Source organism: Nocardia brasiliensis IFM 10847 (genome assembly GCF_000710915.1).
Lineage (GTDB): Bacteria > Actinomycetota > Actinomycetes > Mycobacteriales > Mycobacteriaceae > Nocardia > Nocardia brasiliensis_A.
In genome coordinates this window covers 18,408-39,961 of record NZ_BAUA01000183.1, presented here as the reverse complement: position 1 = coordinate 39,961, position 21,554 = coordinate 18,408, and the positions used below count along the sequence as shown (strand labels likewise).

The following is a 21,554-nucleotide window of genomic DNA, read 5'->3' as shown; positions in this document are numbered from 1 at the left end:
GTTCTTCGCTGACGAAGCATCCGCTCTTCGGCATGTTCGAGCGCTGGAAGCATTGCCCACCAACGAATCTGGGCGACTGCCCGACGTGCGCCCAGCGGCAGATGAGCACGTTCGGCCGAGTTGGTTTCGATCAGGTCTGCGCTGACCGGGCGGCCCGGTCTCGGATGCCATCGAGCACAGCGTCGAGCATCCGGTCGAATTCCGCTGCGGAGCCGAATCGGAATGCTGCCCTGTCTGGCAGGACTTTTGGCAATCCTGCTGTTGTGGAAACAGCCGCAGATCCGACGAGTCGGGGCTGCCCAACGTACTCGACCCGGCATATGCGTGCGTTGGCTGCGGCGCCGGCCTGAGCCTGCCCGCCGAGCGCTCAGGGCATGTGCGGATGGCCAATACGGTTGTGCGGCGACCGAACTGAGCATCTGCGACTGGGCCGTGCGATGATCACATCATGACAACCGGAAAGGGCGATGGTCAGTAGACGCCGACTCGCGCTGCACGCAACCCTGCCGCATCGCTACGCACAATTCGACGTTTCCGCCGCCACGATCGATCACCGCGGCCGGCTCGTGGCCCTGCTCGTGGATCCCGCACAAATTACCGCCGCGCGTGCACACAGCCCGCACTACGACGCGACCGTTGTCATCTGCGACGACGACGAAATCGACCAGATACCGCTGACCGGCCTCGATCAGTGGTTCCGCGAGATCGATGTCCTCGACGATGGAGTCGTCCTGGGCGCTGCACGAACCAAGCGAGTCGAGCCCACGGATTCGACCTTGCCCCACAACGTCGTCGCCTTCGACAGCACGGGACATCGAGTGGGCGCCTGCTACGCAGGAGACGCTATCGCGCAATTGCTGACAGATCCCGCTGGGAGGATCTGGATCAGCTACTTCGACGAAGCCTCCTTCGCGTTTGCGGAACCGGACGGCACCTGGTCGACCGGTTTCAGTATCGGCTTGGCGCGCTGGGACAGCGTCGACAGGGGGCCTTGGTTCGCTTTCGAGGACACCGGAAATCAGGTCGACTGGTGTGACTGCTATGCGATCAATGTCGGTCGCACCCTCACCTACGCCTGTCCCTATACCAAGTTTCCGCTGGTGGAGATGGACGCCAATGGCGTGCGATCGATCACCCCGAACTCGGTCACCCGTTGTGTCGGTTTGGCGGTATCGGGCGCGACCTTCGGCTTCTTCGACCAACATCGATACAAAGGGAAGCCGAAATGGAAGATCAGAAAAGGCCGACTCCAGGACGGAGTCATCACCGAAACCGATACCGAGGAACTCGTTTTGCCGAATGGTCGGCAGCCCACAGTATGGGCTCGCGGAAAGATCGGACGTGACTCGACTCTCTGGTTGCACGAGGACGGCGACCCCAGACGCTGGTATCGATACGAACTTGCTGACTGACTCCGACGAATGACACTGAACCAGTCGTGAGCTCCTCGGTCGATCCGCATAGCATTCTTACCAAGGATGTACGGTCCCGCGGTCCCTCACCGCTAGCGGATCACGCACCTGCTGAACGTCTTTCGAAGAGGCGGTCGCGGGCGACGGCGAGTGCTCGGGAGACGGCGCCGGTGAGGACGCCGTCGTCGCCGAGGGTGCTGGCGACGATGCGGGGGCGTAGCGGACCGAGTTCGCTCATCCGGCGGCCGATCGCGCTGCCGAGCAGCTCGAGATTGTTGCCGATACCGCCGCTGAGCACGACGAGTTCGGGATCGAGGATGGCGGCGACCGCGGTGATGAGCGCGCCGATGCGGCGGCCTTCGGCTTCGACCACCGCGATCGCGCGGGCATCGCCGCCCGCCGCGGCGCTGAAGATCTCCTTCGCGGAGGCGCCCGGCAGACCGGCCTGTTCGGCCGCACGCGCGACACCGCCTGCCGCGGCGACGGTTTCGGTCATGCCGCGTTCGCGGGCATCGAGTGGGGGAGCGTCGACCTCGGTCGCGGGCAGGAACGAGACCTCACCGGCCGCACCGGTATTGCCGACGTAGAGTTCGCCGTTGATCACGATGCCCATGCCGACACCGGTGCCGATCGAGATGAGCACGAAATTGCGCACACCCGCCCCGGCGCCGAAGGTCAATTCGCCGACGGCCGCGAGGTTGATGTCGTTCTCGATGCTCGACTCGACCTCGAGCGCGGCACGCAGCTGCCCGACCAGCCCGGCCCGGCCCCACCCGGGCAGGTTCTGTGCGTAGTCGAGTCGCCCAGTGCTCGGATTCAGCACACCGGGACTGCCGATCACCGCGTAATGCACTGCGGTCCAGTCGATCCCCGCGTCAGACGCGACCTCGTCGGCCAGGCTGCGCACCCGGCGCACCAGATCCGCGGCCGAGCGGGCGGAATTGCGTACATCGCGGCGTCCGATGAAATCCCCGCGCAGATCGGCGATGGCGAGCCGGATCCAATTCCGGCCGATATCGACTCCGGCCACCACCCCGGCGCGCACGTTCACGTCGTACAGCGCGGTGGTCGGTCCCGGCCGGCCGCTCAACGAGCCGACCAGCTGTACCAGGCCGGACTGTTCCAGGCCCGAAAGTGCCGCTGACACGGTAGGTTTGGACAGTCCGCTGGCTTTCGCGAGCTCACCGCGCGAGGCGGGCCCGCTGACCCGCAGGTAGTCGAGCAGCAGCCGTTCGTTCATCGTCCGGAGCAGTTGGGGATTGCCCACCCTGCTCATGACTTCGCCTCGGCGGCGCTCGGCGTCGTCACGCGCGGGCACGCCGCGACACGATTCGCTCGCTCATGAATCCTCCTGCTCGCACCACTGGACACCTCGTTGTTAGTAAACTACCTTTCTTACCAACGCTCAACCGGGCGCTCTCACTCCACTCGGCACGGTGACCTCATGCGTCGAATTCAGCTCTTCACCGCGGCGGCGGCCGCACTCGTCCTGGCGGCAGGCTGTAGCTCCGGCGACAGCGCCAAAGACGCGAAATCGGGCGGCGACACCCCGACGATCGCGCTGCTGTTGCCCGAATCCAAGACCACCCGCTACGAGGCCTTCGACCGCCCGCTGTTCGAGGCGAAGGTCAGGCAGCTCTGCGACAAATGCAAGGTGCTCTACTTCAACGCCGACCAGGATGCGGCCAAGCAGCAGGGCCAGTTCGAGTCCGCGCTCACCCAGGGCGCCGACGTCATCGTGTTCGACGCGGTCAACGCCGATGCCGTTGCCCCGCAGGTGAATACCGCCCAGCAGAAGAAGATCCCGGTGATCGCCTACGACCGGTTGATCTCCGGCATCGCCTACGACTACTACGTGTCCTTCGACAACGTGAAGGTCGGCAAGGTGCAGGGCGACGCGCTGCTGGCCGAACTGAGCAAGCGCGGCACCACCGACAAGGGTCAGGTCGTGGTGATCAACGGCTCGCCGACCGATCCCAGCGCGGGCGACTACAAGAAGGGCGCGCACGAGGCCCTGGACGGAAAAGTGAAGGTGGGCCGCGAGTTCGACACTCCGGACTGGTCGCCGGACAAGGCGCAGCAGCAGATGGAACAGGCCATCACCGCCCTCGGCAAGGACGCGATCGTCGGCGTGTACTCGGCCAACGACGGCATGGCGGGTGGCGCGATCGCGGCGCTGAAGCGGGCCGGCTACGCCACCCTGCCCCCGCTTACCGGGCAGGACGCGGAACTGGCAGGCGTGCAACGGATCCTGACGGGCGAGCAGACCATGACCATCTACCTGGACTATCGGGCCCAGGCGGAGAAGGCGGCCGAGCTCGCCGTCGCGCTCACCAGGGGCGAAAAGCCCACGGCGCCCGCGAAGACGAACAACGGTGCCACCGATATCCCGTCCTTCCTGCTCGATGCGATCGCGGTGGGCAAGGACAACATCAAGGACACCATCGTCAAGGACGGTCTCTATTCCGTCGCCGATATCTGCACGCCCGACGTCGCGGCGGCATGCCAGGCCGCGGGTATCAAATGACAGCTCCCACAGCGGTTCTCTCGGCCCGCGGTCTGACCAAACGCTACGGCGCGGTGCAGGCGCTGGCGGGCGCGGATCTCGAGGTCCGCGCCGGTGAGGTGGTGGCCTTGGTCGGCGACAACGGCGCGGGCAAATCGACACTGGTGAAGGCGATTTCGGGCGTGACCGTCGCCGATGAGGGCGAAATCGTCTTCGCCGGTGCGCCCGTGCGGATCGCGCGCCCGCAGGACGCGCAGGCGCTCGGCATCACCACGGTGTTCCAGGATCTCGCGTTGTGCGACAACCTCGATGTCGTCGCCAACCTGCATCTCGGTGCGGAGACCCGGATCTGCTCGGTGCTCGACGAGATCGAAATGGAGCGCAGCGCACGCGATCTGCTCGCCTCGCTGGATGTGCGGATCAAGGACGTGCGGGCGCCGGTCTCCGCGCTGTCCGGTGGTCAGCGCCAGTCGGTCGCCATCGCGCGGGCCCTGCTCGGGCGGCCGCGCATGGTGATTCTGGACGAGCCGACCGCCGCGCTCGGCGTCGAACAGACCGCGCAGGTGCTCGCGTTGATCGGCCGCCTGCGTGAGCGCGGCCTCGCGGTGCTGCTGATTTCGCACAATCTGGTGGACGTGCGCTCGGTCAGCGATCGTGTCGTGGTGCTGCGGCTGGGGCGCAATGCTGGTGAGTTCGAGACCGCCAAGGCGACTCAAGCAGATATCGTGGCAGCGATCACGGGAGCGGCCGCATGAAAGAACGCAGTGAGCGAATCATGTCACAGCGGGTATCGCACATGACCGTGCCGAGCGACGGCGAGGTAGGTCATGAGTGAAGCCGTTATGAAAAGACCTGTGTTACAGGAAAATCGGGGGCGTGGGCTGGTCGACGCCGCATTGGACCGGCTGCGCCGCGGCGAAGTCGGATCGGTTCCGGTGGCGATCGGGCTGGTCATCATCGCCGCAGTGTTCTACCGGCTCAACGCGCACTTCCTGTCCGCGGAGAATCTCACCAACCTCGCGTTGCAGATGGCGGCGACCGGGACCATCGCGCTCGGCATCGTGCTGGTGCTGCTGCTCGGCGAGATCGACCTGTCCGCGGGCTCGGTCAGTGGCCTGACCGCCGTGGTGATGACGCTGCTGTACGTGCAGCACGGCTGGAATCCGATCTTCTCGGTGCTCGCCGCGGTGGCGGTCGGCGCGGCCATCGGACTACTGCACGGCCTGATGCGGACGATGCTGAGCATGCCGTCGTTCGTGGTGACGCTGGCCGGTTTGATCGGCTGGCAGGGGTTGATGCTCTACCTGCTCGGCAAAGACGGCACGGTGAACCTGCCTTTCGATCGCGGCATCGCCACGATCAGCGATACCTGGCTCTCGCCGCTGCTCGGCTGGATTCTCGTGGTGCTGCTCGCGGGCGGTCATCTCGTGGCGAGCCTGATCACCCGGCACCAGCGGGTGCACGCCGAACTCGATGCCTCGGCGCCGGTGTGGATCGTGCTGCGCTCCGCCGCGCTCGCGGCCCTGCTCGGCGCCACCGTGCTGGTGCTGAATTCCGATCGCGGCGTGCCGCTGACCCTGGTGATCTTCGGCGGACTGGTGCTCGGCCTCGACTTGATCTTGCGCAGAACGGTTTTCGGCCGGCGCATGTACGCCGTCGGCGGCAATGCCGAGGCGGCGCGGCGCGCCGGCATCAACGTCACCTGGATCCGGATCTCCGCGTTCATCGGGTGCTCCGTGCTGGCCACCGTCGGCGGTATCCTGGCCGCGTCCCGGCTGGTCGCGGTCAACCAGAGTTCCGGCGGCAGCGACATCCTGCTCAACGCCATCGCGGCCGCGGTGATCGGCGGCACCAGCCTGTTCGGTGGTCGCGGGCGCGCCTATGCCGCGCTGCTCGGCATTCTCGTCATCCAGTCCATCACCAACGGCATGCTGCTGCTCAATGTGGACTCCTCGGTGCGCTTCATGGTCACCGGCGCCGTCCTCGCGGTCTCCGTCGCCATCGATTCGGTGGCCCGCCGCGGCGCCGAGGGAGCGCGCTGAATCACGGGCGAAACTGGGTCGCCCGCCGGAGGGGCGCCTGAACGCGGAGGGGTTGTCTCGCGTTCAGGCGGTTCCTCGCCCGTCTCTGTGTCGATCGAACAACTGTGTCCGATCGAACAACGTGATCGGGTAACACCGCTGAACACCCGACCGACACGCTGGGGGAGTTGTGCATGTGTCCGGAGTCGTACGGGTCGGGGTTTTGGGAGTGTGTTCGTGGATCGCAGGTCGACCTGGGTGGTTCGAGTTCGGGCAGTAGTACTGGCGGCGTCACTGTGTCTCGGACTCGGTATCGCGGCCGGTGCACCGGCACAGGCGAGCGTCCCGCGCGACTGGGTGTCCACGCCCGCCGCGCCCGACGGGTCGGTGATCGCGCGGGTCGAGGAACCCGACGGACGCAACATCCGGATCTGGGTGCGTTCCACTGCGATGCAGGGCGCGACCTTCCCGGTCGACATCCAGCGCCCCGCCGACGATGGGCAGCCGCGGCCGACGCTGTATCTGCTGAACGGCGCGGGCGGCGGCGTCGACGACGCCAGCTGGCAGCTGCGCACCAACGTGCTCGACTTCCTGGCGGACAAGAACGTCAATGTGGTGCAGCCGGTGGGCGGGCAGTTCAGCTATTACACCGACTGGCTCGAGGACGACCCCGTACTCGGGCCGAACAAATGGAAGACCTACCTCACCGAGGAACTGCCCCCGCTGATCGACGCGGCCCTGGGCACCAACAAGGTGAACGCGATCGCGGGTCTGTCCATGGCGGGCACCTCGGTGCTCGCCCTGGCCGAGGCGAAACCGCAGCTGTATCGCAGCGTCTCCTCCTACAGCGGGTGCGCGCAGACCAGCGACCCGATCGGTCAGGCCTTCGTGCAGATGACGGTAGAACGCGGGCACGGCACGATCGACAACATGTGGGGCCCGCCCGGCGACCCGCTGTGGGCGGCCAACGATCCGCTGGTGCACGCGGACAAGCTGCGCGGCGTCAACCTGTTCGTCTCCAGCGGTAGCGGGCTGCCCGGTCCGCACGACACCCTCGACGGACCGTTCCAGATCAAGCCCGGCGTCCAGCAGTGGGCCGATCAGCTGGTGGTCGGCGGCGCGATCGAGGCCGGTATCCGGATGTGCTCGCAGAATTTGCAGAACCGGCTGAACGAGCTGGGCATCCCCGCGACCTTCGATTTCACCCTCACCGGTACCCATTCGTGGGGCTACTGGCAGGACGCCTTCATCGCGTCCTGGCCGGTGCTCGCTCGCGGTCTCTACAGCTGATGAAGCCCGACCGCGGCGTGTGACCCAGGTCATCCCAGGTAGCGCGCCGTGGTCGGCATAGGCTCGGCTAAGGTGGGTATGACAGATGCAGATATGCGCATACATCGCGGTGAGGCGGGCGGCTGATGGGACACGAACACGAGCACGGACACGGCCATGGGAGTGGCGGGCACGCGCATTCCCACGGGGTGTCCGGTGATGCCGATCGCCGCTGGCTGACGGTCGCGCTAGCGTTGATCGGCGGCTTCATGATGATCGAGGTCGTCGTCGGTTTGCTGGCGAACTCGCTGGCCCTGCTCTCCGACGCGGCGCACATGCTTACCGACGCGGCCTCGATCGTACTGGCGCTGACCGCGATTCGGCTGGCCGCCAGGCCGGCCCGTGGCAAATACACTTACGGCTTCAAACGCGCCGAGATCCTGTCCGCGCAGGCCAACGGCATCACGCTGCTGGTGCTGGCGGGCTGGCTGACCTACGAGGCGATCCGGCGCCTGCTCGACCCGCCGGAGGTGACCGGCGGGCTGGTCGTGATCACCGCGCTGTTCGGCATCGCCGTCAATATCGCCGCGGCCTGGGCAATCAGCAAGGCGAACCGATCCAGCCTGAATGTCGAAGGCGCGTTCCAGCACGTGCTCAACGATCTGTACGGGTTCATCGCGACCGCGGTGGCCGGTGTCGTCGTGCTGCTCACCGGTTTCGCCCGCGCCGACGCGATCGCCACCCTGGTTGTCGTCGCCCTCATGGTCAAGGCGGGCCTGGGCCTGGTCCGGGAGTCCGGCCGCATCTTCCTCGAAGCGGCGCCCGCCGGTCTCGACCCCGACGCACTCGGCCGCAGGCTCGTCGAGATGCCCGGCATCGATGAGGTGCACGATCTGCACGTCTGGCAGATCACCTCGGGCAATGTGGCGCTGTCCGCGCATGTCCTGGTCCAGCCCGGCGCGGACTGCCACGGCCTGCGCCAGCAGATCGAGCGCCTACTCGACCACGACTACGAGATCACGCACACCACCCTGCAGGTCGACCACTCCCAATTGGTCTCCGCCGCAGCGACATCCGACACCGGACGGCTGCTCCCGGTGCTGGCGGAGCACTGCGACGACGCGCACGGCCCGGTGCACCGCGAAACCCACCCGCGCCGTTAGCCGCTCAGGTGTCCAAGCGCCGGAACGGTTGTTCGGCTTCGATGAGGTAGGCAAGTTCGAGCAGGGTGCGTTCGGTGCCCATGGTGCCCGCGAACTGCACACCGACGGGCAGCCCTGTGGCGGTGTAGCCGCCGGGCACGGTGATCGCGGGCGTGCCGGTGATGTTGTTGATCGGGGTAAAGGCCACATAGGTGCGCAGGCGCTCGATCAGCACATCGAAAGGCACTGTCGGACTGAGGAAACCGAGTTCGGGAGTTTCGTGTCCGAGGGTGGGGAGCAGCGCCGCGTCGTAGGGGTCGAAGGCGCGCCGATAGGTCGCGGCCGCCGCGCGTAGTCGATACAACGTCAGTGGTGTGCGCCACGCGTCGCGAAGATAGAGGCGGCGCAGGCCGATCGTCAGATCGTCGAGCTTGCCGGTGTCGAAGCGACGGTCGGCGAGTTTGCCGGTCGAGGCGATCACCGCGGCGAGCAGGCCCCAATAGTGCACGAACGCGTTCTCCAGCGCGGCATCGAACGGCAGCGCGACCGGCTCCACCCGATGGCCGTGCGATTCCAGTGTGGCAGCGACGTTTTCGACGGCGTCGCGAATCGGGCCCGGCGGCACCGGTCCGCCGATGCCTTCGAGAATGAGCGCGATGCGCAGCGGCTTCGACCCCGGCCCCTCGACCCGGCCGATCGGCGGCAGTGCCGGATTATGCCAATACTCCTCGGCCGCAGCGGTATACGCCGCGGTGTCGCGCACGGTTCTGGTCAGCACGCCCTCGCTGACGATCCGGACCGGCAGCTTCCGCGACATCGGGGCGTCGATATGGCGTCCCCGGCTGGGTTTCAGCCCGACCAACCCGGCGCACGCCGCCGGAATGCGGATCGATCCGCCGCCGTCGTTGCCGTGTGCGATCGGCACCACCCCGGCGGCGACCAGGGCGGCCGTGCCGCCGGACGATCCACCCACCGAATAGCCGGTGTGCCAAGGGTTTCGGGTCGGCGGCGCGAACGGCGGCTCGGTGGTCGCGTTGAAGCCGAACTCCGGCAGGGCGCTCTTGCCGAGCACCGTCATTCCGGCGCTGCGGAATTGACTGGTGTAATCGCCGTCCTTGCGAGCGGTCCGCGCGCGGAAGGCCGCGCTGCCGTGGTTGGTCGGCATTCCCGCGACATCGAGGTTGTCCTTGATGAACGTGGGGACGCCGTAGAGGCGGCCGCCCTGCTCGGGCGGGGCCAGCGGTCGCGTATACGTCGCATAGGCGACCGCCGCGAGTTCTTCGACCTGCTCCGCCCGTCGCACCGCCGCCTCGGCCAGTTCGCCGGGGCTGCGTTCGCCGCGCCGCACCAGTTCGGCCAGCGCGACCGCATCGTGCGTACCGAGCGCATCGTCGGTGAAGGAATGCAAACGGGTGGGCGGAGCGTCAGCGGTCACATTTCGAACTTAGCGGCCGATCGGGCACCGGAGGCGGTTGTTCGTGACACAACGAGCGGCGCTTACGGTGGAATGACAGGTCACTCTCGGCTATCTCGGAAGGAAGTAGATGGTTTCGCCGGTCTCCGACCCGTTGCCGCCGCAGGTGCGGATCGGTTCGCTGCTGTTCGCGCTTCCGCCGGCGGGACGGCGATGGAGTCCGGCGTTGCGCTCGGCGCTGGCGTTCCTGCTGCCCGCCGCGGTGGTGGTCGCGCTGGGGCATCCGGGGTACGCGCTGTTCGTGTTGTTCGGCGCGCTCGCCGTCATGTACGGGGAGCGCCGGGCCTATCTCCTGCGGGCCGGCGTGGTGCTCACGGCGGGACTGGCGTTGCTGATGTCGTGTGCTCTCGGCGCGCTGCTCGGCGAGGTGCTTTCCGGCGGGCTCGGTGCCGCGCTGCTCACGGTGGCGTTGCTGACGGCGGTCGCGACGGTCGCGGTGTATGTGATCGACGCGATGCGGCTCGGTCCGCCGGGCGCGCTGCTGTTCGTGATCGTGTGCGGTGGCTCGATGATGGCCACCGAGGCAGGAATTTCGGCCGGGGTATTGCTGGCTTGCACGGCATTCGGTGTGGCGGTCTCGGTTCTCGTCTCGATGGCCGGGGTGCTGCGCGATCGGCGCAAGCCCGAGCGGGTCGCCGTCGAAGCCGCTGATCACGCCGTCGACGCCTACCTGGCGGCGCGCGCGACCGGCCGGCCCGCCATCGACCTGCGCCATCAGGCGGGTGGCGCGATCGCGGAGGCGTGGGCCGCGGTCTACGACGCGCGGCTGCCGACCAGGATGCCGGATTCCGAGCTGCTGAGCACCCTGGTCGCGGCCCGGAACCGGCTGGCAGGCCCGGCCTACGACGACACCGACGATGTGGTCGTCGATCCGCTCATCTCGTTCGTCCGGCCCGGTGTCGGGTTCCGGCTGCGGCGCTCGCTGTCGTTCGACTCCCACGCGATGATCAGCGCGTACCGGGTCGGCCTCGCCTGCCTGGTCGCCGGCGGTCTGAGCGCGTTGCTCGGCCAGGACCGGCCGCACTGGGCGGTGTTCACGGCCGTGATGGTGTTGCAGATCGGTCCCGACCGGGTCCGCGGCAAGGTCCGCGGCATCCACCGTTTCGCTGGAACTGTCGTCGGGCTGGCGCTTTTCGCGGGCATCCATCAACTCGCGCCGACCGGTTACGCGCTCGCCGCGCTGGTGGCCGTGCTGATTTTCTTCATGGAGTTGTACGTCCCGCGCAACTACGCGATCGCGGCCGTCTTCATCACGCCGATCGCGCTGCTCGCCGTCGGCGCGTCGCCGCAGGTGGCGGTCGGGCCGCTGATCCGGGATCGGTTCGTGGAGACCGTGCTCGGCGTGGCGGTCGCGATGCTCGCACCGCATGTCGTCACGCCGCGCGCGCACCGGCGCACCTTCCGCTGGATCGAGTTGCGGGTTCGGGCCGCGGCGCATGCGCTGGTCGAATTGCTTCGTGCCGAACCGGCCGGTGCCGAAGCCGTGGTTCTGGTCCAGCAGTTGCAGTTCGAGCTGGTCGGAGTGGCCCGGACGGGACTGGACTCGGCCACCGAGGAACCGAAATGGACCGCCGCGCATTGGCCGGTGCACGCCGCCATCGCCCATCTCGGCTACGACCTGCTCGCCGCCTGCTGGGCGTTGCCGCCCGGCGCGCTGCTGGACGATCCGGACTCCTGGGACACCGCGTTCGACGCAGTGCTGCCGCATGCGCAGGGGTAGCGAAAAACCTTAGGCCTGCTAGCGTTCGGGCATGCAGGACAGCGTGACGGTGCGGATGGCCGCACCCGCCGAAACCATCTGGGAATTGGTCAGCGATATCACCAACACCGGACGGTTCAGTCCGGAGACCTTCGCCGCCGAGTGGCTCGGCGGCGCCACCGGCCCGGCGGTCGGGGTGAAATTCCGCGGCCACGTCAACCGCAACGGCTGGGGTCTGAAGTACTGGACCGTGTGCCGGATCATCGCCAGCGAGCCCGGCCGCGAGTTCGCGTTCACCGTGCTCGGGCCCGGCGGCATGGCGATCAACACCTGGACCTATCGCTTCGAACCGGTCGAGGGCGGAACCGACGTCACCGAGTCGTTCCAGTTGCATGCCAGCCCGCCGATCCGGCTGTACTGGCTGCTGGCCGGGCGAGCAAGGCGCAAGACGAACGTCGAGGGGATGCGCGAGACGCTGGAGCGCATCAAAGCCGTCGTCGAATAGGTCAATTCACGCACGGGATCGTATTGCCGATCGTCGTGGTGACCGGTTTGCCCGCGTCCGGCGCGGGCTCGGCCGGTGTGGTCGTCGTGGTGGACGGTGCGGTCGAGGCCGACGTGCTCGCGGTCAGCTCGGTGGGCATGGTGAAGTCGCCGCCGAGAACTACCAGGACGTGTCCCGGCGCGACGCTCGTCGACGCGGTGGGGGTGAGACCGCCGAGGGTTTCGCCCAGCTGGTTCGCGTCCGCTTCGGCGCCCGCACCGTAGGTGATCGACGTCGAGACGGCGCCGCTCGTTGTACTCCGATTGCCGAGGGTGCCCTCCCGGTAACCGCGCGCGGTCAGCGCGGCGGACAGGGTGGCAGCCGCGCCGGACACCGTGCCCGCGTTCTGGATATCGACCGTGCTCGTCGGCGGTTGCGCCGCGGTGGTCGGCGGCTGCACCCCGAACGCGGTCCGGACCTCTTTCTTGATCGCCGCCGGATCGATGATGTTGACGTCCTGGCCGTTGATCGTCTCGTAGCGCAGCACGGGCAGGGTCCGGAATTCGATCGCGATCGAGCCGGCGGCGCCCAGATCGCTCGCGAAGTCGATCAGATTCCAGCCGTCCGAGAGCACCACGTCGCGGTGGGCCACGTCCATCAGTGCGGAGAGCTTGCTCAGATTGGTCAGCGTCCCGGATTCCTTGAGCGACTTGGCCACCGAGGTGAGGAACGCCTGCTGCCGGTGCGTCCGGTCCAGATCGCCGTTCTCCAGTTCGTGCCGTTGCCGCACGAACGCCAGCGCCTCGGAACCGTTCAGATGCTGCGGTCCCGCCGGGAACTTGGCGCCGGAGTAGTAGCTGTCGTCGACCGCCTTGTTCAGGCACACGTCGACGCCGCCGAGCGCGGTGGCCAAGTCGTAGAACCCGGCGAGCGAAATCTCGGCGAACCGGTCGATCGGGACACCCACCAGGTTGCGCACCGTGGACACGATCGACGCGCGGCCGGCCTCGCGACCTTTCCGCTCCAAGGTGACCGGGTCCTTCTCGCCGGCCGCGACGAGCTTGTCCTGCGCGGCGGCCTTTTTCAGGCCGTATGCCTCCTTGATCTTGGCCCGGTCGTAGCCGGGGATACCGGTGACCGGCACGTAGTCGTCGCGCGGGATGGAGAACGCGACGATCTTCTTCATGTCCGCCGGAATATGCATCAGGATCAGCGAATTCGCGTTGTAACCGCCGTCGTCGCCGTCGCCCGCGTGCAGTTGATCGAGGATCTCTTTCGGTAAGTCCTTGCCGTTCAGGTCTTTCCGGGTGTCCAAGCCGATCAGCAGGATATTCAGGTCGCCGCCGAGCGAGTGCGGCGCGTCGTCGCCGATCGCGTCGGTGCGGGTGAAGCCGTGGTCGAATTCGAGCTTCGCCGACCAGGCGAAACCGGTGCCAGAGACCACGGCCAGGGCGGTGAGGGCCACCACCGCGCGGACGGCGTTCTTCGCCACCTTGGTCGCACGACGTGGCGGCTGCTCGCGCGGTGCGGCGGCGCGCCGGGTTGCCACCCGGCGGGGTTTCGCCGCCCTGCGATGCCGCGCCCGGCCACTGGTCTCGTCGCCGACCTTGGCGAACTCGACGGTGTCGTCGTCCAGCATCGCGGCAGGTTCCGTGCCCGGCTTCCTCTTCGGCACTCGCTCCACCGGATCATCCTCGTCGTCAGTTCTACGCGCTTTCCCATCGAGAGTACGGATATTGCGCTGGCTACGCCGGGGCAACCATCGGCAGGGGTCCGACCACCGCTTTCGGCGCAACCGCTGCAGGGTGCCATCCAACTTGTTCCAACGTGAACGTTCCAACGTGACCATTCCAGTGTGGAAAGGTCGTAAGTCGTTGGGGGTCAATGTTTTTCGTTGGTGATTTGTACTAGGGTGATGGCACCTCCACCTCGAGGGACGGCGCGGCAGCTGGTCCAGGCCGCATCGTGCCGAGGAAAGAGGTGGTGGGTATGGCGAAACATCGCCGGAAAAAGCGAGAGGCTCCGGTCGATTACGGCATCCTCTTGAGCGGAGCTGCTGTAATCGCCGGAGCACTCGTCTTGGTCCGCTGGCTGCGGGCTGAGTGACCCACCAGGCGGGGCGTCGACTGACCTCGGCGTCCCGCCACCCAGCATCACTAGGTGACGACCACAACTCTACACGCCCCTGTGCGCATTGTTGCGGCGAAATCGGAGCACAGCCTGCGTCAACCGCGGGTTTTCGGCGGGACCGCCGAGGCGGCCGTAGGCTCGAGTCCATGTCTGCTCCCGTTCTTCTCGTGCTCGGCGCCGGCCCCGGTGTCGGATTGGCTGTGGCCCGGCTCTTCGCTCGTGACGGATATGCGGTAGTGCTGGCCTGTCGGTTGGCCGAGGAGGCGGAGCCGCTGGTCGCCGAGTTGCGCGGGCAAGGGGTCGACGCGGACGGGGTGGGTGTAGACCTGTCCGATCCCGCCGATGTGACCCGGGTGGTCGCCGGGGTGGGCGAGCGGCACGGCCGGATCGATGTGCTGCACTTCAACCCGAGCATGTTCCGCCAGTCCGATCCGCTCCAGTTGACCGTGCCGGAGTTGATCGAGGACTTCACCATCGGCGCCGCCGCGTTGCTGCCCGCCGTACAGACCGCCCTGCCGTTCTTCGCCGAAGGCGCCCGGGTGCTGGTCACCGGCAGCGCCGCGGCGGACAAGCCGTGGCATCAGGCCGCCTCGCTCGGCGTGCAGAAGGCGGCCGTCCGCAACCTGGTCACCAGCCTGGATACCACCTTGGCCCCCAAGGGTTTCCGCGCCGTCGCAGTCCAGATCAACGGCGTCCTCGGCGAGGGAGCCTTCACCAGAGACCGCGTCGCCGCCGCCCTGCACGCCGCCGCCACCCGCCCTTTGACCGACTGGACCCCCCACACCTCCTACAACGGCTGACCCCGCGCACCTTCCAGCATCCTGCGCACGGATTCGTCGACAAAGACGACTAGCGGGGGAGGATTTCGGGGAGCTCTATCGGGAGATGGGCGGGGCCGCGGAGGTTTACGTGTTCGCGGTAGGGCGGGGGGTCTGCGAGGAGGTGGGGGGCGGGCAGGCGTTGCGCGAAGCGGGTCAGGGCTATTCGGGCTTCCAGGCGGGCGAGCGGGGCGCCGAGGCAGAAGTGGGCGCCGAGGCCGAAGGTGAGGTGACGGCTTTCGCGGGTGGGGTCGAAGCGGTCCGGGTCGGGGTATACGGCTGGGTCGCGTTGGGCGGCGGCGATCAGCATGACCAGCAGGTCGCCGCGCGCGACGTCCATGCCGCCGACTGTGAACGCATCGGCGGCGATCCGCGGCATCAGCTGCACCGGCGGGTCGAACCGCAGCGTTTCCTCGACAATCCCTTGGGCCCGTTCGGGATTCGCTCGCAGGGCGGCGAGTTCGTCCGGGCGGCGTAACAAGGCCAGTGTCGCGTTCGAGATGAGGTTCACCGTGGTCTCGTGTCCGGCGATGAGCAGCAGTGCACAGGTGGAGATCAGTTCCTGGTGCGAGAGCATGTCGCCCGCGTCTTCGGCCGCGATGAGCTGCGAGAGTAGGTCGGGCCCCGGTGTGGCGCGGCGGCGTTCGGCGAGTTCCTCGAAGTAATTGCTGAGTTCGGTGCCCGCACGCTCCAATTCCGCTGGGTCGTCCTGGAATTCGGCGGCGCGCCGGGAGGTCGGGTCCAGGGTGCGGGCCAGCAGCCCGGACCAACTGCTGAGTTGCGCTTCGTCTTCGAGCGGCACGCCGAGTAACTCACAGATGACGGTGACCGGCAGTGGATACGCGAAGTCGGCGACGCCATCGAATACCCCTGCCGCCGAGTGTTTGTCGAGCAGGTCATCGACGATTTCGGTGATCCGTGGCTCGAGCTGCTGCACCACCCGCGGCGTGAACGCCTTCGACACCAGCCGTCGCAGCCGGGTGTGGTCGGGCGGATCGAGGAACAGGAACGACGGTTTCACTTGTTCCGCAGGAGTTTTCGACGAGGTGTACAGCGGCATCGGGCCCATCTGCAACGTGGCGAGCGAGCGGTCCACGCTCACCCGTGGGTCGCGCAGTACTGCCGTGCAGTCGGCATGGCTGGAGAACACGACGACCGGCGCGGTACCGATCCGGAACGGCCCGGCTTGGCGAATCCGCGCGAACAGGGGATAGGGGTCCGGCCTGAGTGCGGGATCGAGCAGGCGCACGTAATCGGCGGTCGGTTCTTGGGCTGTAGTCATGAGGCTCCCACCTGATGCACCGCGCCGTTGCGGGTCGGCATCTGCTCGCCCGGCGGCGACGGTTATTAGTATTATTGTGATACTGCCGGTAGGAATGCAATACCGTTACCGCATGCGAGGATGAGCCCCATGACCATCCGACGTCCGCCTGATGATTCGGTGACCCGTGTCGTCGAGTTGCTCGGCGACCGGTGGACGATCCTGCTCATCGCCGAGGCGTTCTTCGGCGTGCGGCGATTCAGCGATTTCGCCCGCAATATCGGCATCACCAATCGCAACCTGCTCACCAGCCGCTTGCGCATGTTGATCGACGCGGAGATCTTCGCCCGCACCGACGAGGGCGGCGGCCGGGTGGATTACCACCTCACCGCCGCCGGTCGCGAGCTGTACCCGATCATCATCGCCATGATGGCCTGGGGCGATCGTCACCTCACCGACCCGCAGGGTCCGCCGCTCGTGCTCGAGCACCGCACCTGTGGGCACACGATCACCCCGGTCATGGTCTGTGATCACTGCCGGACCGAGCTCGACCCGCGCGAGGTCGAGGCGCGGCCGGGCCCCGGCTTCCATTCCGCGCCCATCACGGAGGCGACGGGCTGAGCGTCAGGCGAGCTCGCGGGTCGCGGCGGTGATGGCCGCGGCCGCGCGGTCCACGTCGTCGGCGGTGGTGCGCCAGTTGCTGAACGCCGCGCGCAGTGCGGGAAGTCCTTCGTAAACCGTTGGGGTGACGAAGGTTTCGCCGCTTGCCGCGATCGATTCGGTGAGCGCGGCGATCCGCTCCGGTGTCGGCCGGTCGGCGAGGGTGAAGCAGACGACGTTGAGCCGCACCGGCGCGACGAGTCGCAGCAGCCCGTTGGCGGTGAGCTGCTCGGCGAGGCGATTCGCGCAGGCTATGTTGCGCCGCACAATGTCTCGATGACCGTCGCGGCCGTAAGCGGTCAGCGAGAACCACGCGGGCAAGGCACGCAGTCGGCGGGAGTTCTCCGGCACCAGGTGCCCGAAATCTGGCGTGCCGGTCGGCGCGGTCAGGTACGCGGCGGAATTCAGGAAGACCCGCAACTGGAGCTCGCGGTGCTTGCTGAACTGGACCGCGGCGTCGTAGGGCACGTTGAGCCATTTGTGCAGGTCGACGCACACCGAATCCGCCTCGGCCAGTCCGTCGACCAGCTCGGCGTGCTCGGGGTCCAGCGCCGCGAACGCGCCGAACGCGCCGTCGACGTGCAACCAGAACGGATACCGTTGGCGCAGTGCGGCAATCGCACGCAGATCGTCGAAATCGACGGTGTTCACCGTGCCTGCGTTCGCCACCACGATGGCGGGCCGGCCGTCGAGCGCATCGAGCGCCTCGGCGAGCCTGCGCACGTCGACGGCTTCGCGCCCGGCCCGGGTCGGCACGTATCTCATGCTGTCCCGGCCGATTCCGAGCATGGACAGCGACTTGATGATGCTGGAGTGCGGTGTGCCCGAGAGCACGGTTACCGGGCCTAGTACCCCGACACCGGCCTGCGCCACCGAGACGCCGAGCCGTTCGCCGAGCCACTCTCGGGCCATCGCCAGGCCGACGAAGTTCGACATGGTCGCGCCGCTGACGAAAGCGCCGGTGTGCCCGGCCAATCCGAACAGCTGCCCGATCCAGTCGACCGTTTGACGCTCCAGTTCGGCCGCCGAGGAGTCCTCGCCCGACATGGCGTTCTGGTCGAGGGCTCCGGTGAGCCAGTCACCTGCGACCGCCGCGGGCGTGGCGCCACCGGTGACGAAGCCGAAGTACCGTGGACCCGCGCTGGCCGAGAACTGCGGCTCCCAGCGTTGCCGGAACACCGCGAGCGCGGCCCGCAAACCACGGCCCTGCTCCGGAAGCGGCTCCGGCCCAACTTCTTTCGCCGGTCGCGCGACCGGTCGCGCGGCGAGGCCGGTCAGCAGCTCGGTCGCCGATGCGCCCACCACGTCGAGCAGTGCGGGCAGTTCGGCCAGGTCACCGGCAAGGTTCTCATCCACAGCTCGACGCTACGAGCCGTGCCCCGGCGTGTCCCGAGCCAGTCGAAAAGTGCTGGCCTTGCCCGAAAGGCCTCAGCGCAGCGCGCTGCCCTGCTGCCACTGGTCCCAGGGCACGCCCCAGTCGCCGTTCTGCCAAACCTCGAGCGGCGCGCCACCGGTGTTGCGGACCTCCACCACGTCGCCGGGCACCGCGAAATCGTAGAACCAGCGCGCATTGTCCGGGCTGAGATTCAGGCAGCCGTGCGAAGTGTTGGTGTTGCCCTGCGCCCACATGGTGGAAGCAAGTTCGTGCAGGTAGATGCCGTCGGTGCTGATCCGGGTGGCCCAGTTGATGGTTTCCTTGTAGCCGAGCCGGGAGTTGACCGGCAGGCCGAAGGTGGAGGAGTCCATGATCACCGGGTTGGCCTTGCTCATCACGGTGTAGGTGCCGGGCTGGGTCCAGAAGGTGATGGTCTTGCCGCCGACGTTCTCGCTACCGCCCATGCCCATCGAGGTGGGCATGGTGCGGATCAGTTTGCCGTCCTCGAAGACCTGCACCTGTTTGGTGTTGTCGTCGGCGATCGACACATGCGACGCGCCGATGGTGAACGAGGCCTTGCTGTCTTCCTGGCCGTAGAGTCCGCCGCCCAGGTCGACCGCGTAGATGTTGGCGGCGACGTTCACCTTCGTGCCCGGCGTGTAGTAGTCCTTGGGCCGCCAGTGCAGGTGCCGGTTGTCGAGCCAGTACCAGGAACCTTCGACCGGCGGACTCGTGGTGACCGACAGCCTTTTCTCGGCCAGTGCGCGGTCGGGGACGTCCTCGTCGAAATGCGCGGCGATGACGGCGCCGACGCCGAAGGTGCCGCCGTCGAGCAGGCCGCCGCCGGTGGTCTCGAAGTACACCTTGGTCTGATTGTTCGGCGTCAGTGTGGCGAACGTCGAGGTCAGCGGTCCGCTGCGGCCGGTGATGGTGAGGCCCTCGGCGGTGATCGTGTAGGTGTGGCCGTAGCCGAGCGCGTCGGCGGGCTTCCACGCGGTCTTGTCCGGCGTGAAGATGCCCTCGATCTGCTTGCCTGCCTCGTTTGTCATCGTCACCGAGGTCAGCACGCCATCGCCCGCGCTCACCTGAACGGGGGTGGTGGGGTCGACGCCCTTCGCGCCGGGAGCGGGTGTGATGGCGATCGCCGCGGGGGCGGGGTCCTTCGATACCGGTGTCTTCGAATCCGACCCTGAACAACCGGCAACCACCAGCGCCACGACCAGGACGGCGATCCCGGCGGCACTGGATCGGAAGCGGCGACTCGACATGATTTCTCCTGTGCTCGCCGTGCGCTTCCCGCTGCGCACCCTCGACTTTCGATCCCGCCCCGCGAGTTTACCGGCCCGCGCGGGGTGCCCTGGTCGAGGCGGAGTTCAGTTGTCGGGGCCGATCCGGAATTGGGTCGCCAAGCCGCGTGCGACTTCGTCACCGAGGAACGGCTGCAGGAGGAGGAAGAGAATCATGGACATCGGCACAGCCCCGATCATGTAATGCGGTACTACCAGGCCCCGGCGCCGCAGGCGCTGTCTCGACGGTGCCGCGTGACCTTGCACACTGTCCATTTCAGGCTAAGGGTGCGGTTGACGTCGGGCAACCTGTGGGCGCGAATCTGGTCGACTGTCGAATTACCCGGCGTGTCACCGCGACACGCTTGCGGGATCGCCGAATGCCTTGCGGTAGTTGCGCGGTGCGGTGCCCACCAGCTGGGTGAAGTGATGACGCAGCGAGGCCACCGAACCGAAGCCGGCTTGCTCGGCGACGCGGTCGATCGGCAGATCAGTGGTTTCCAGCAAACGCTGAGCACGGCGGATGCGGGCGTTCAGCATCCACTGCAACGCGGTGGTGCCGAGCTGGGTTTCGAAGCGGCGCTGCACCGTTCGGACGCTCAGACCTGCGTGTTCGGCGATATCGGCGAGGGTGAGCTGCTGGGTCATGTGCTCTTCGATCCAGTCGAGCAGGGGTTGCAGGGCGGTGGCGTCCTGCGCCGGGTCGGGCCGGGTGATGAATTGTGCTTGGCCGCCATCGCGTTGCAGTGGCAGCACCATCTGCCGTGCGGTATCGCCCGCGATCGCCGAGCCGTAGTCGCGGCGCACGAGGTGCAGGCACAGATCCAGGCCCGCACCGGAGCCGGCCGAGGTGAGGATCTGTCCGTTGTCGATGAACAGCACGGTGGGATCGAGGTCGACCCGCGGATATCGGGCGGCGAACAGGTCGGCCAACCGCCAATGGGTGGTGGCGCGCAGCCCGTCGAGCAGACCGGAATCGGCGAGCAGAAAGGCTCCGGTGCAGATGGAAGCGATGACCGCGCCGCGCGCCGCCGCGGCACGCAGCGCTTCGCTCATCCGCGGATCGGGGGAGAGCATGCTTTCGGCGCCGGGCACGATCACCACATCCGCCTGCTCCGCGGTTTCCAGCGGCCAGAGCGTGCCGAGTGCGAACAACCGCTGTCCGGCCGCGAGCGCCGTAGTCGCGTCGCCGCACATGCGTACGTCGTAGGCCGGGCGATGGTCGGGCAGCAAGGAGGCCGCGAAGACCTGGCCGCCCAGGACGAGATCGAAGGCGTTCACACCGGCCGGTACGAGGATGGCGACCATCCGCATGTCGCGATCTTAGCGAAAGCTGACATTGACGCCACTTGTTTGCTGATGATTTGCTGTAATTATTGAGCGATCAACCGGCGGGACAGGAAGGGCTTGTGATGACCGACATGACAACTGCTCCGCAGGACCGGAGGCACGCGGCGGTCCGACCCGATCGCTCCGTCGCGGGCCTGCTCGACGCGGCCGGCGAGTGTGCGGTGGTCGAACGCTTCTATGAACTCATCTTCGTGCAGGACCACGAGCAGGCGATGGAACTGGTTACCGCCGACGTGCGATTCCATGCGCCGTGGCAACTGCCCGGTCTGCCCGACATGCTGGTGAGCCGCGACGAACTGCGCGACAGCCTGGACTCCTGGGGCACCGACCTCTGGCACGAAGGCAACCTCGCCCGCATCACCGTCCGGCCGTTCGCCACGCCGCACCTGTGGTTCGCGACCATCGAGGGTGAATGGACCGCGCGCGAGAGCGAACGCCGGTATCACGCCGTTTTACTCAGCGAGGTCCGTTTCCGGGACGGCCGGATCGCCGGGGTGCAGCAGTATCACAACGCGCTGCACGAGGTCATCGCGCTGGGCGCGGACGTGCCGGGGATCAACGTTCCCGGCTACGGTGTCGGCTCTTACCGGGCCGACGGGACGGATCAGCACGACGCGGCCTGAGCTGCCCGCTACGGTGTTGCCTTAGTCCGGGCCGAACACGGTCC

The 21,554-nt window shown here is 67.4% G+C and carries 18 protein-coding genes; 11 read left to right on the top strand and 7 right to left on the bottom strand.

Annotated elements, in window-relative coordinates:
* Nucleotides 1–467 precede the first annotated feature (467 nt).
* Nucleotides 468–1,412: a hypothetical protein gene (locus NBRGI_RS35750; protein WP_029901593.1), complete on the top strand. Its 945-nt coding sequence runs from the start codon at nt 468–470 to the stop codon at nt 1,410–1,412.
* A gap of 100 nt (nt 1,413–1,512) precedes the next feature.
* On the opposite strand, the gene NBRGI_RS35745 is transcribed toward NBRGI_RS35750, so the two are convergent.
* Nucleotides 1,513–2,688 carry an ROK family transcriptional regulator gene (locus NBRGI_RS35745; protein WP_036562082.1) on the bottom strand — a complete coding sequence of 392 codons (1,176 nt, stop codon included), beginning with the start codon at nt 2,686–2,688 and terminating at the stop codon, nt 1,513–1,515.
* A gap of 168 nt (nt 2,689–2,856) precedes the next feature.
* Between NBRGI_RS35745 and NBRGI_RS35740 the strand changes: the two genes are divergently transcribed.
* The 5 genes from NBRGI_RS35740 to NBRGI_RS35720 all read left to right on the top strand — a co-directional run bounded on the left by NBRGI_RS35740 (nt 2,857) and on the right by NBRGI_RS35720 (nt 8,371).
* A complete protein-coding gene (locus tag NBRGI_RS35740) occupies nt 2,857–3,939 on the top strand; it encodes a sugar ABC transporter substrate-binding protein (protein ID WP_029901591.1) in 1,083 nt (360 codons plus the stop codon).
* Complete coding sequence (locus tag NBRGI_RS35735; protein WP_029901590.1) at nt 3,936–4,673, top strand: ATP-binding cassette domain-containing protein; 738 nt, start codon at nt 3,936–3,938, stop codon at nt 4,671–4,673. The genes NBRGI_RS35740 and NBRGI_RS35735 overlap by 4 nt, the downstream gene beginning before the upstream one ends.
* Before the next feature lie 72 nt (nt 4,674–4,745).
* Nucleotides 4,746–5,960 carry a sugar ABC transporter permease gene (locus tag NBRGI_RS35730; RefSeq protein WP_029901589.1) on the top strand — a complete coding sequence of 405 codons (1,215 nt, stop codon included), beginning with the start codon at nt 4,746–4,748 and terminating at the stop codon, nt 5,958–5,960.
* Between the two features lie 216 nt (nt 5,961–6,176).
* Nucleotides 6,177–7,229, top strand: a complete 1,053-nt coding sequence (locus tag NBRGI_RS35725) for an alpha/beta hydrolase (RefSeq protein ID WP_370627902.1) — start codon at nt 6,177–6,179, stop codon at nt 7,227–7,229.
* A gap of 122 nt (nt 7,230–7,351) precedes the next feature.
* Nucleotides 7,352–8,371: a cation diffusion facilitator family transporter gene (locus tag NBRGI_RS35720; protein ID WP_370627903.1), complete on the top strand. Its 1,020-nt coding sequence runs from the start codon at nt 7,352–7,354 to the stop codon at nt 8,369–8,371.
* Between the two features lie 4 nt (nt 8,372–8,375).
* On the opposite strand, the gene NBRGI_RS35715 is transcribed toward NBRGI_RS35720, so the two are convergent.
* Nucleotides 8,376–9,785 (bottom strand): amidase, encoded by a 1,410-nt coding sequence (locus NBRGI_RS35715; protein ID WP_029901586.1) that lies wholly within the window; start codon nt 9,783–9,785, stop codon nt 8,376–8,378.
* Nucleotides 9,786–9,894: 109 nt separating this feature from the next.
* Between NBRGI_RS35715 and NBRGI_RS35710 the strand changes: the two genes are divergently transcribed.
* On the top strand, nt 9,895–11,544 hold the full coding sequence (locus NBRGI_RS35710) for an FUSC family protein (protein ID WP_029901585.1): 1,650 nt from the start codon (nt 9,895–9,897) through the stop codon (nt 11,542–11,544).
* 31 nt (nt 11,545–11,575) lie between these two features.
* Nucleotides 11,576–12,028, top strand: coding sequence for an SRPBCC family protein (locus tag NBRGI_RS35705; protein ID WP_029901584.1), 453 nt, complete (start codon nt 11,576–11,578; stop codon nt 12,026–12,028).
* Nucleotide 12,029: 1 nt separating this feature from the next.
* On the opposite strand, the gene NBRGI_RS35700 is transcribed toward NBRGI_RS35705, so the two are convergent.
* Entirely contained in the window at nt 12,030–13,556 is a 1,527-nt protein-coding gene (locus tag NBRGI_RS35700) for an LCP family protein (RefSeq protein WP_029901583.1), read from the bottom strand.
* Between the two features lie 727 nt (nt 13,557–14,283).
* On the opposite strand from NBRGI_RS35700, the gene NBRGI_RS35695 reads away from it, so the two are divergent.
* Complete coding sequence (locus NBRGI_RS35695) at nt 14,284–14,937, top strand: SDR family oxidoreductase (RefSeq protein ID WP_029901582.1); 654 nt, start codon at nt 14,284–14,286, stop codon at nt 14,935–14,937.
* 49 nt (nt 14,938–14,986) lie between these two features.
* Here NBRGI_RS35695 and NBRGI_RS35690 read toward each other — a convergent pair whose 3' ends face one another.
* Complete coding sequence (locus tag NBRGI_RS35690) at nt 14,987–16,237, bottom strand: cytochrome P450 (RefSeq protein WP_029901581.1); 1,251 nt, start codon at nt 16,235–16,237, stop codon at nt 14,987–14,989.
* Between the two features lie 129 nt (nt 16,238–16,366).
* Here NBRGI_RS35690 and NBRGI_RS35685 point away from each other — a divergent pair, with 129 nt between their 5' ends.
* On the top strand, nt 16,367–16,837 hold the full coding sequence (locus NBRGI_RS35685) for a winged helix-turn-helix transcriptional regulator (RefSeq protein WP_029901580.1): 471 nt from the start codon (nt 16,367–16,369) through the stop codon (nt 16,835–16,837).
* Nucleotides 16,838–16,840: 3 nt separating this feature from the next.
* On the opposite strand, the gene NBRGI_RS35680 is transcribed toward NBRGI_RS35685, so the two are convergent.
* The 3 genes from NBRGI_RS35680 to NBRGI_RS35665 all read right to left on the bottom strand — a co-directional run bounded on the left by NBRGI_RS35680 (nt 16,841) and on the right by NBRGI_RS35665 (nt 20,851).
* Nucleotides 16,841–18,232 carry a pyridoxal phosphate-dependent decarboxylase family protein gene (locus tag NBRGI_RS35680; protein WP_029901579.1) on the bottom strand — a complete coding sequence of 464 codons (1,392 nt, stop codon included), beginning with the start codon at nt 18,230–18,232 and terminating at the stop codon, nt 16,841–16,843.
* A gap of 72 nt (nt 18,233–18,304) precedes the next feature.
* Nucleotides 18,305–19,519: a L,D-transpeptidase gene (locus NBRGI_RS35675; RefSeq protein WP_029901578.1), complete on the bottom strand. Its 1,215-nt coding sequence runs from the start codon at nt 19,517–19,519 to the stop codon at nt 18,305–18,307.
* Between the two features lie 369 nt (nt 19,520–19,888).
* Nucleotides 19,889–20,851, bottom strand: coding sequence for a GlxA family transcriptional regulator (locus NBRGI_RS35665; RefSeq protein ID WP_029901577.1), 963 nt, complete (start codon nt 20,849–20,851; stop codon nt 19,889–19,891).
* A 107-nt stretch (nt 20,852–20,958) separates the two neighbouring features.
* Here NBRGI_RS35665 and NBRGI_RS48330 point away from each other — a divergent pair, with 107 nt between their 5' ends.
* The gene (locus NBRGI_RS48330; protein ID WP_158439982.1) at nt 20,959–21,510 is read left to right on the top strand and encodes a nuclear transport factor 2 family protein; all 552 of its coding nucleotides are present in this window, start codon (nt 20,959–20,961) and stop codon (nt 21,508–21,510) included.
* Nucleotides 21,511–21,554: the final 44 nt, after the last annotated feature.

What these genes read in the sequence shown, in the direction of transcription:
- NBRGI_RS35750 (WP_029901593.1), top strand. Translation starts at nt 468, where the DNA reads ATGGTCAGTAGACGCCGACTCGCGCTGCACGCAACCCTGCCGCATCGC.
- NBRGI_RS35745 (WP_036562082.1), bottom strand. Translation starts at nt 2,688, where the DNA reads ATGAGCAGGGTGGGCAATCCCCAACTGCTCCGGACGATGAACGAACGG.
- NBRGI_RS35740 (WP_029901591.1), top strand. Translation starts at nt 2,857, where the DNA reads ATGCGTCGAATTCAGCTCTTCACCGCGGCGGCGGCCGCACTCGTCCTG.
- NBRGI_RS35735 (WP_029901590.1), top strand. Translation starts at nt 3,936, where the DNA reads ATGACAGCTCCCACAGCGGTTCTCTCGGCCCGCGGTCTGACCAAACGC.
- NBRGI_RS35730 (WP_029901589.1), top strand. Translation starts at nt 4,746, where the DNA reads ATGAGTGAAGCCGTTATGAAAAGACCTGTGTTACAGGAAAATCGGGGG.
- NBRGI_RS35710 (WP_029901585.1), top strand. Translation starts at nt 9,895, where the DNA reads ATGGTTTCGCCGGTCTCCGACCCGTTGCCGCCGCAGGTGCGGATCGGT.
- NBRGI_RS35705 (WP_029901584.1), top strand. Translation starts at nt 11,576, where the DNA reads ATGCAGGACAGCGTGACGGTGCGGATGGCCGCACCCGCCGAAACCATC.
- NBRGI_RS35695 (WP_029901582.1), top strand. Translation starts at nt 14,284, where the DNA reads ATGTCTGCTCCCGTTCTTCTCGTGCTCGGCGCCGGCCCCGGTGTCGGA.
- NBRGI_RS35690 (WP_029901581.1), bottom strand. Translation starts at nt 16,237, where the DNA reads ATGACTACAGCCCAAGAACCGACCGCCGATTACGTGCGCCTGCTCGAT.
- NBRGI_RS35685 (WP_029901580.1), top strand. Translation starts at nt 16,367, where the DNA reads ATGACCATCCGACGTCCGCCTGATGATTCGGTGACCCGTGTCGTCGAG.
- NBRGI_RS35675 (WP_029901578.1), bottom strand. Translation starts at nt 19,519, where the DNA reads ATGTCGAGTCGCCGCTTCCGATCCAGTGCCGCCGGGATCGCCGTCCTG.
- NBRGI_RS35665 (WP_029901577.1), bottom strand. Translation starts at nt 20,851, where the DNA reads ATGCGGATGGTCGCCATCCTCGTACCGGCCGGTGTGAACGCCTTCGAT.
- NBRGI_RS48330 (WP_158439982.1), top strand. Translation starts at nt 20,959, where the DNA reads ATGACAACTGCTCCGCAGGACCGGAGGCACGCGGCGGTCCGACCCGAT.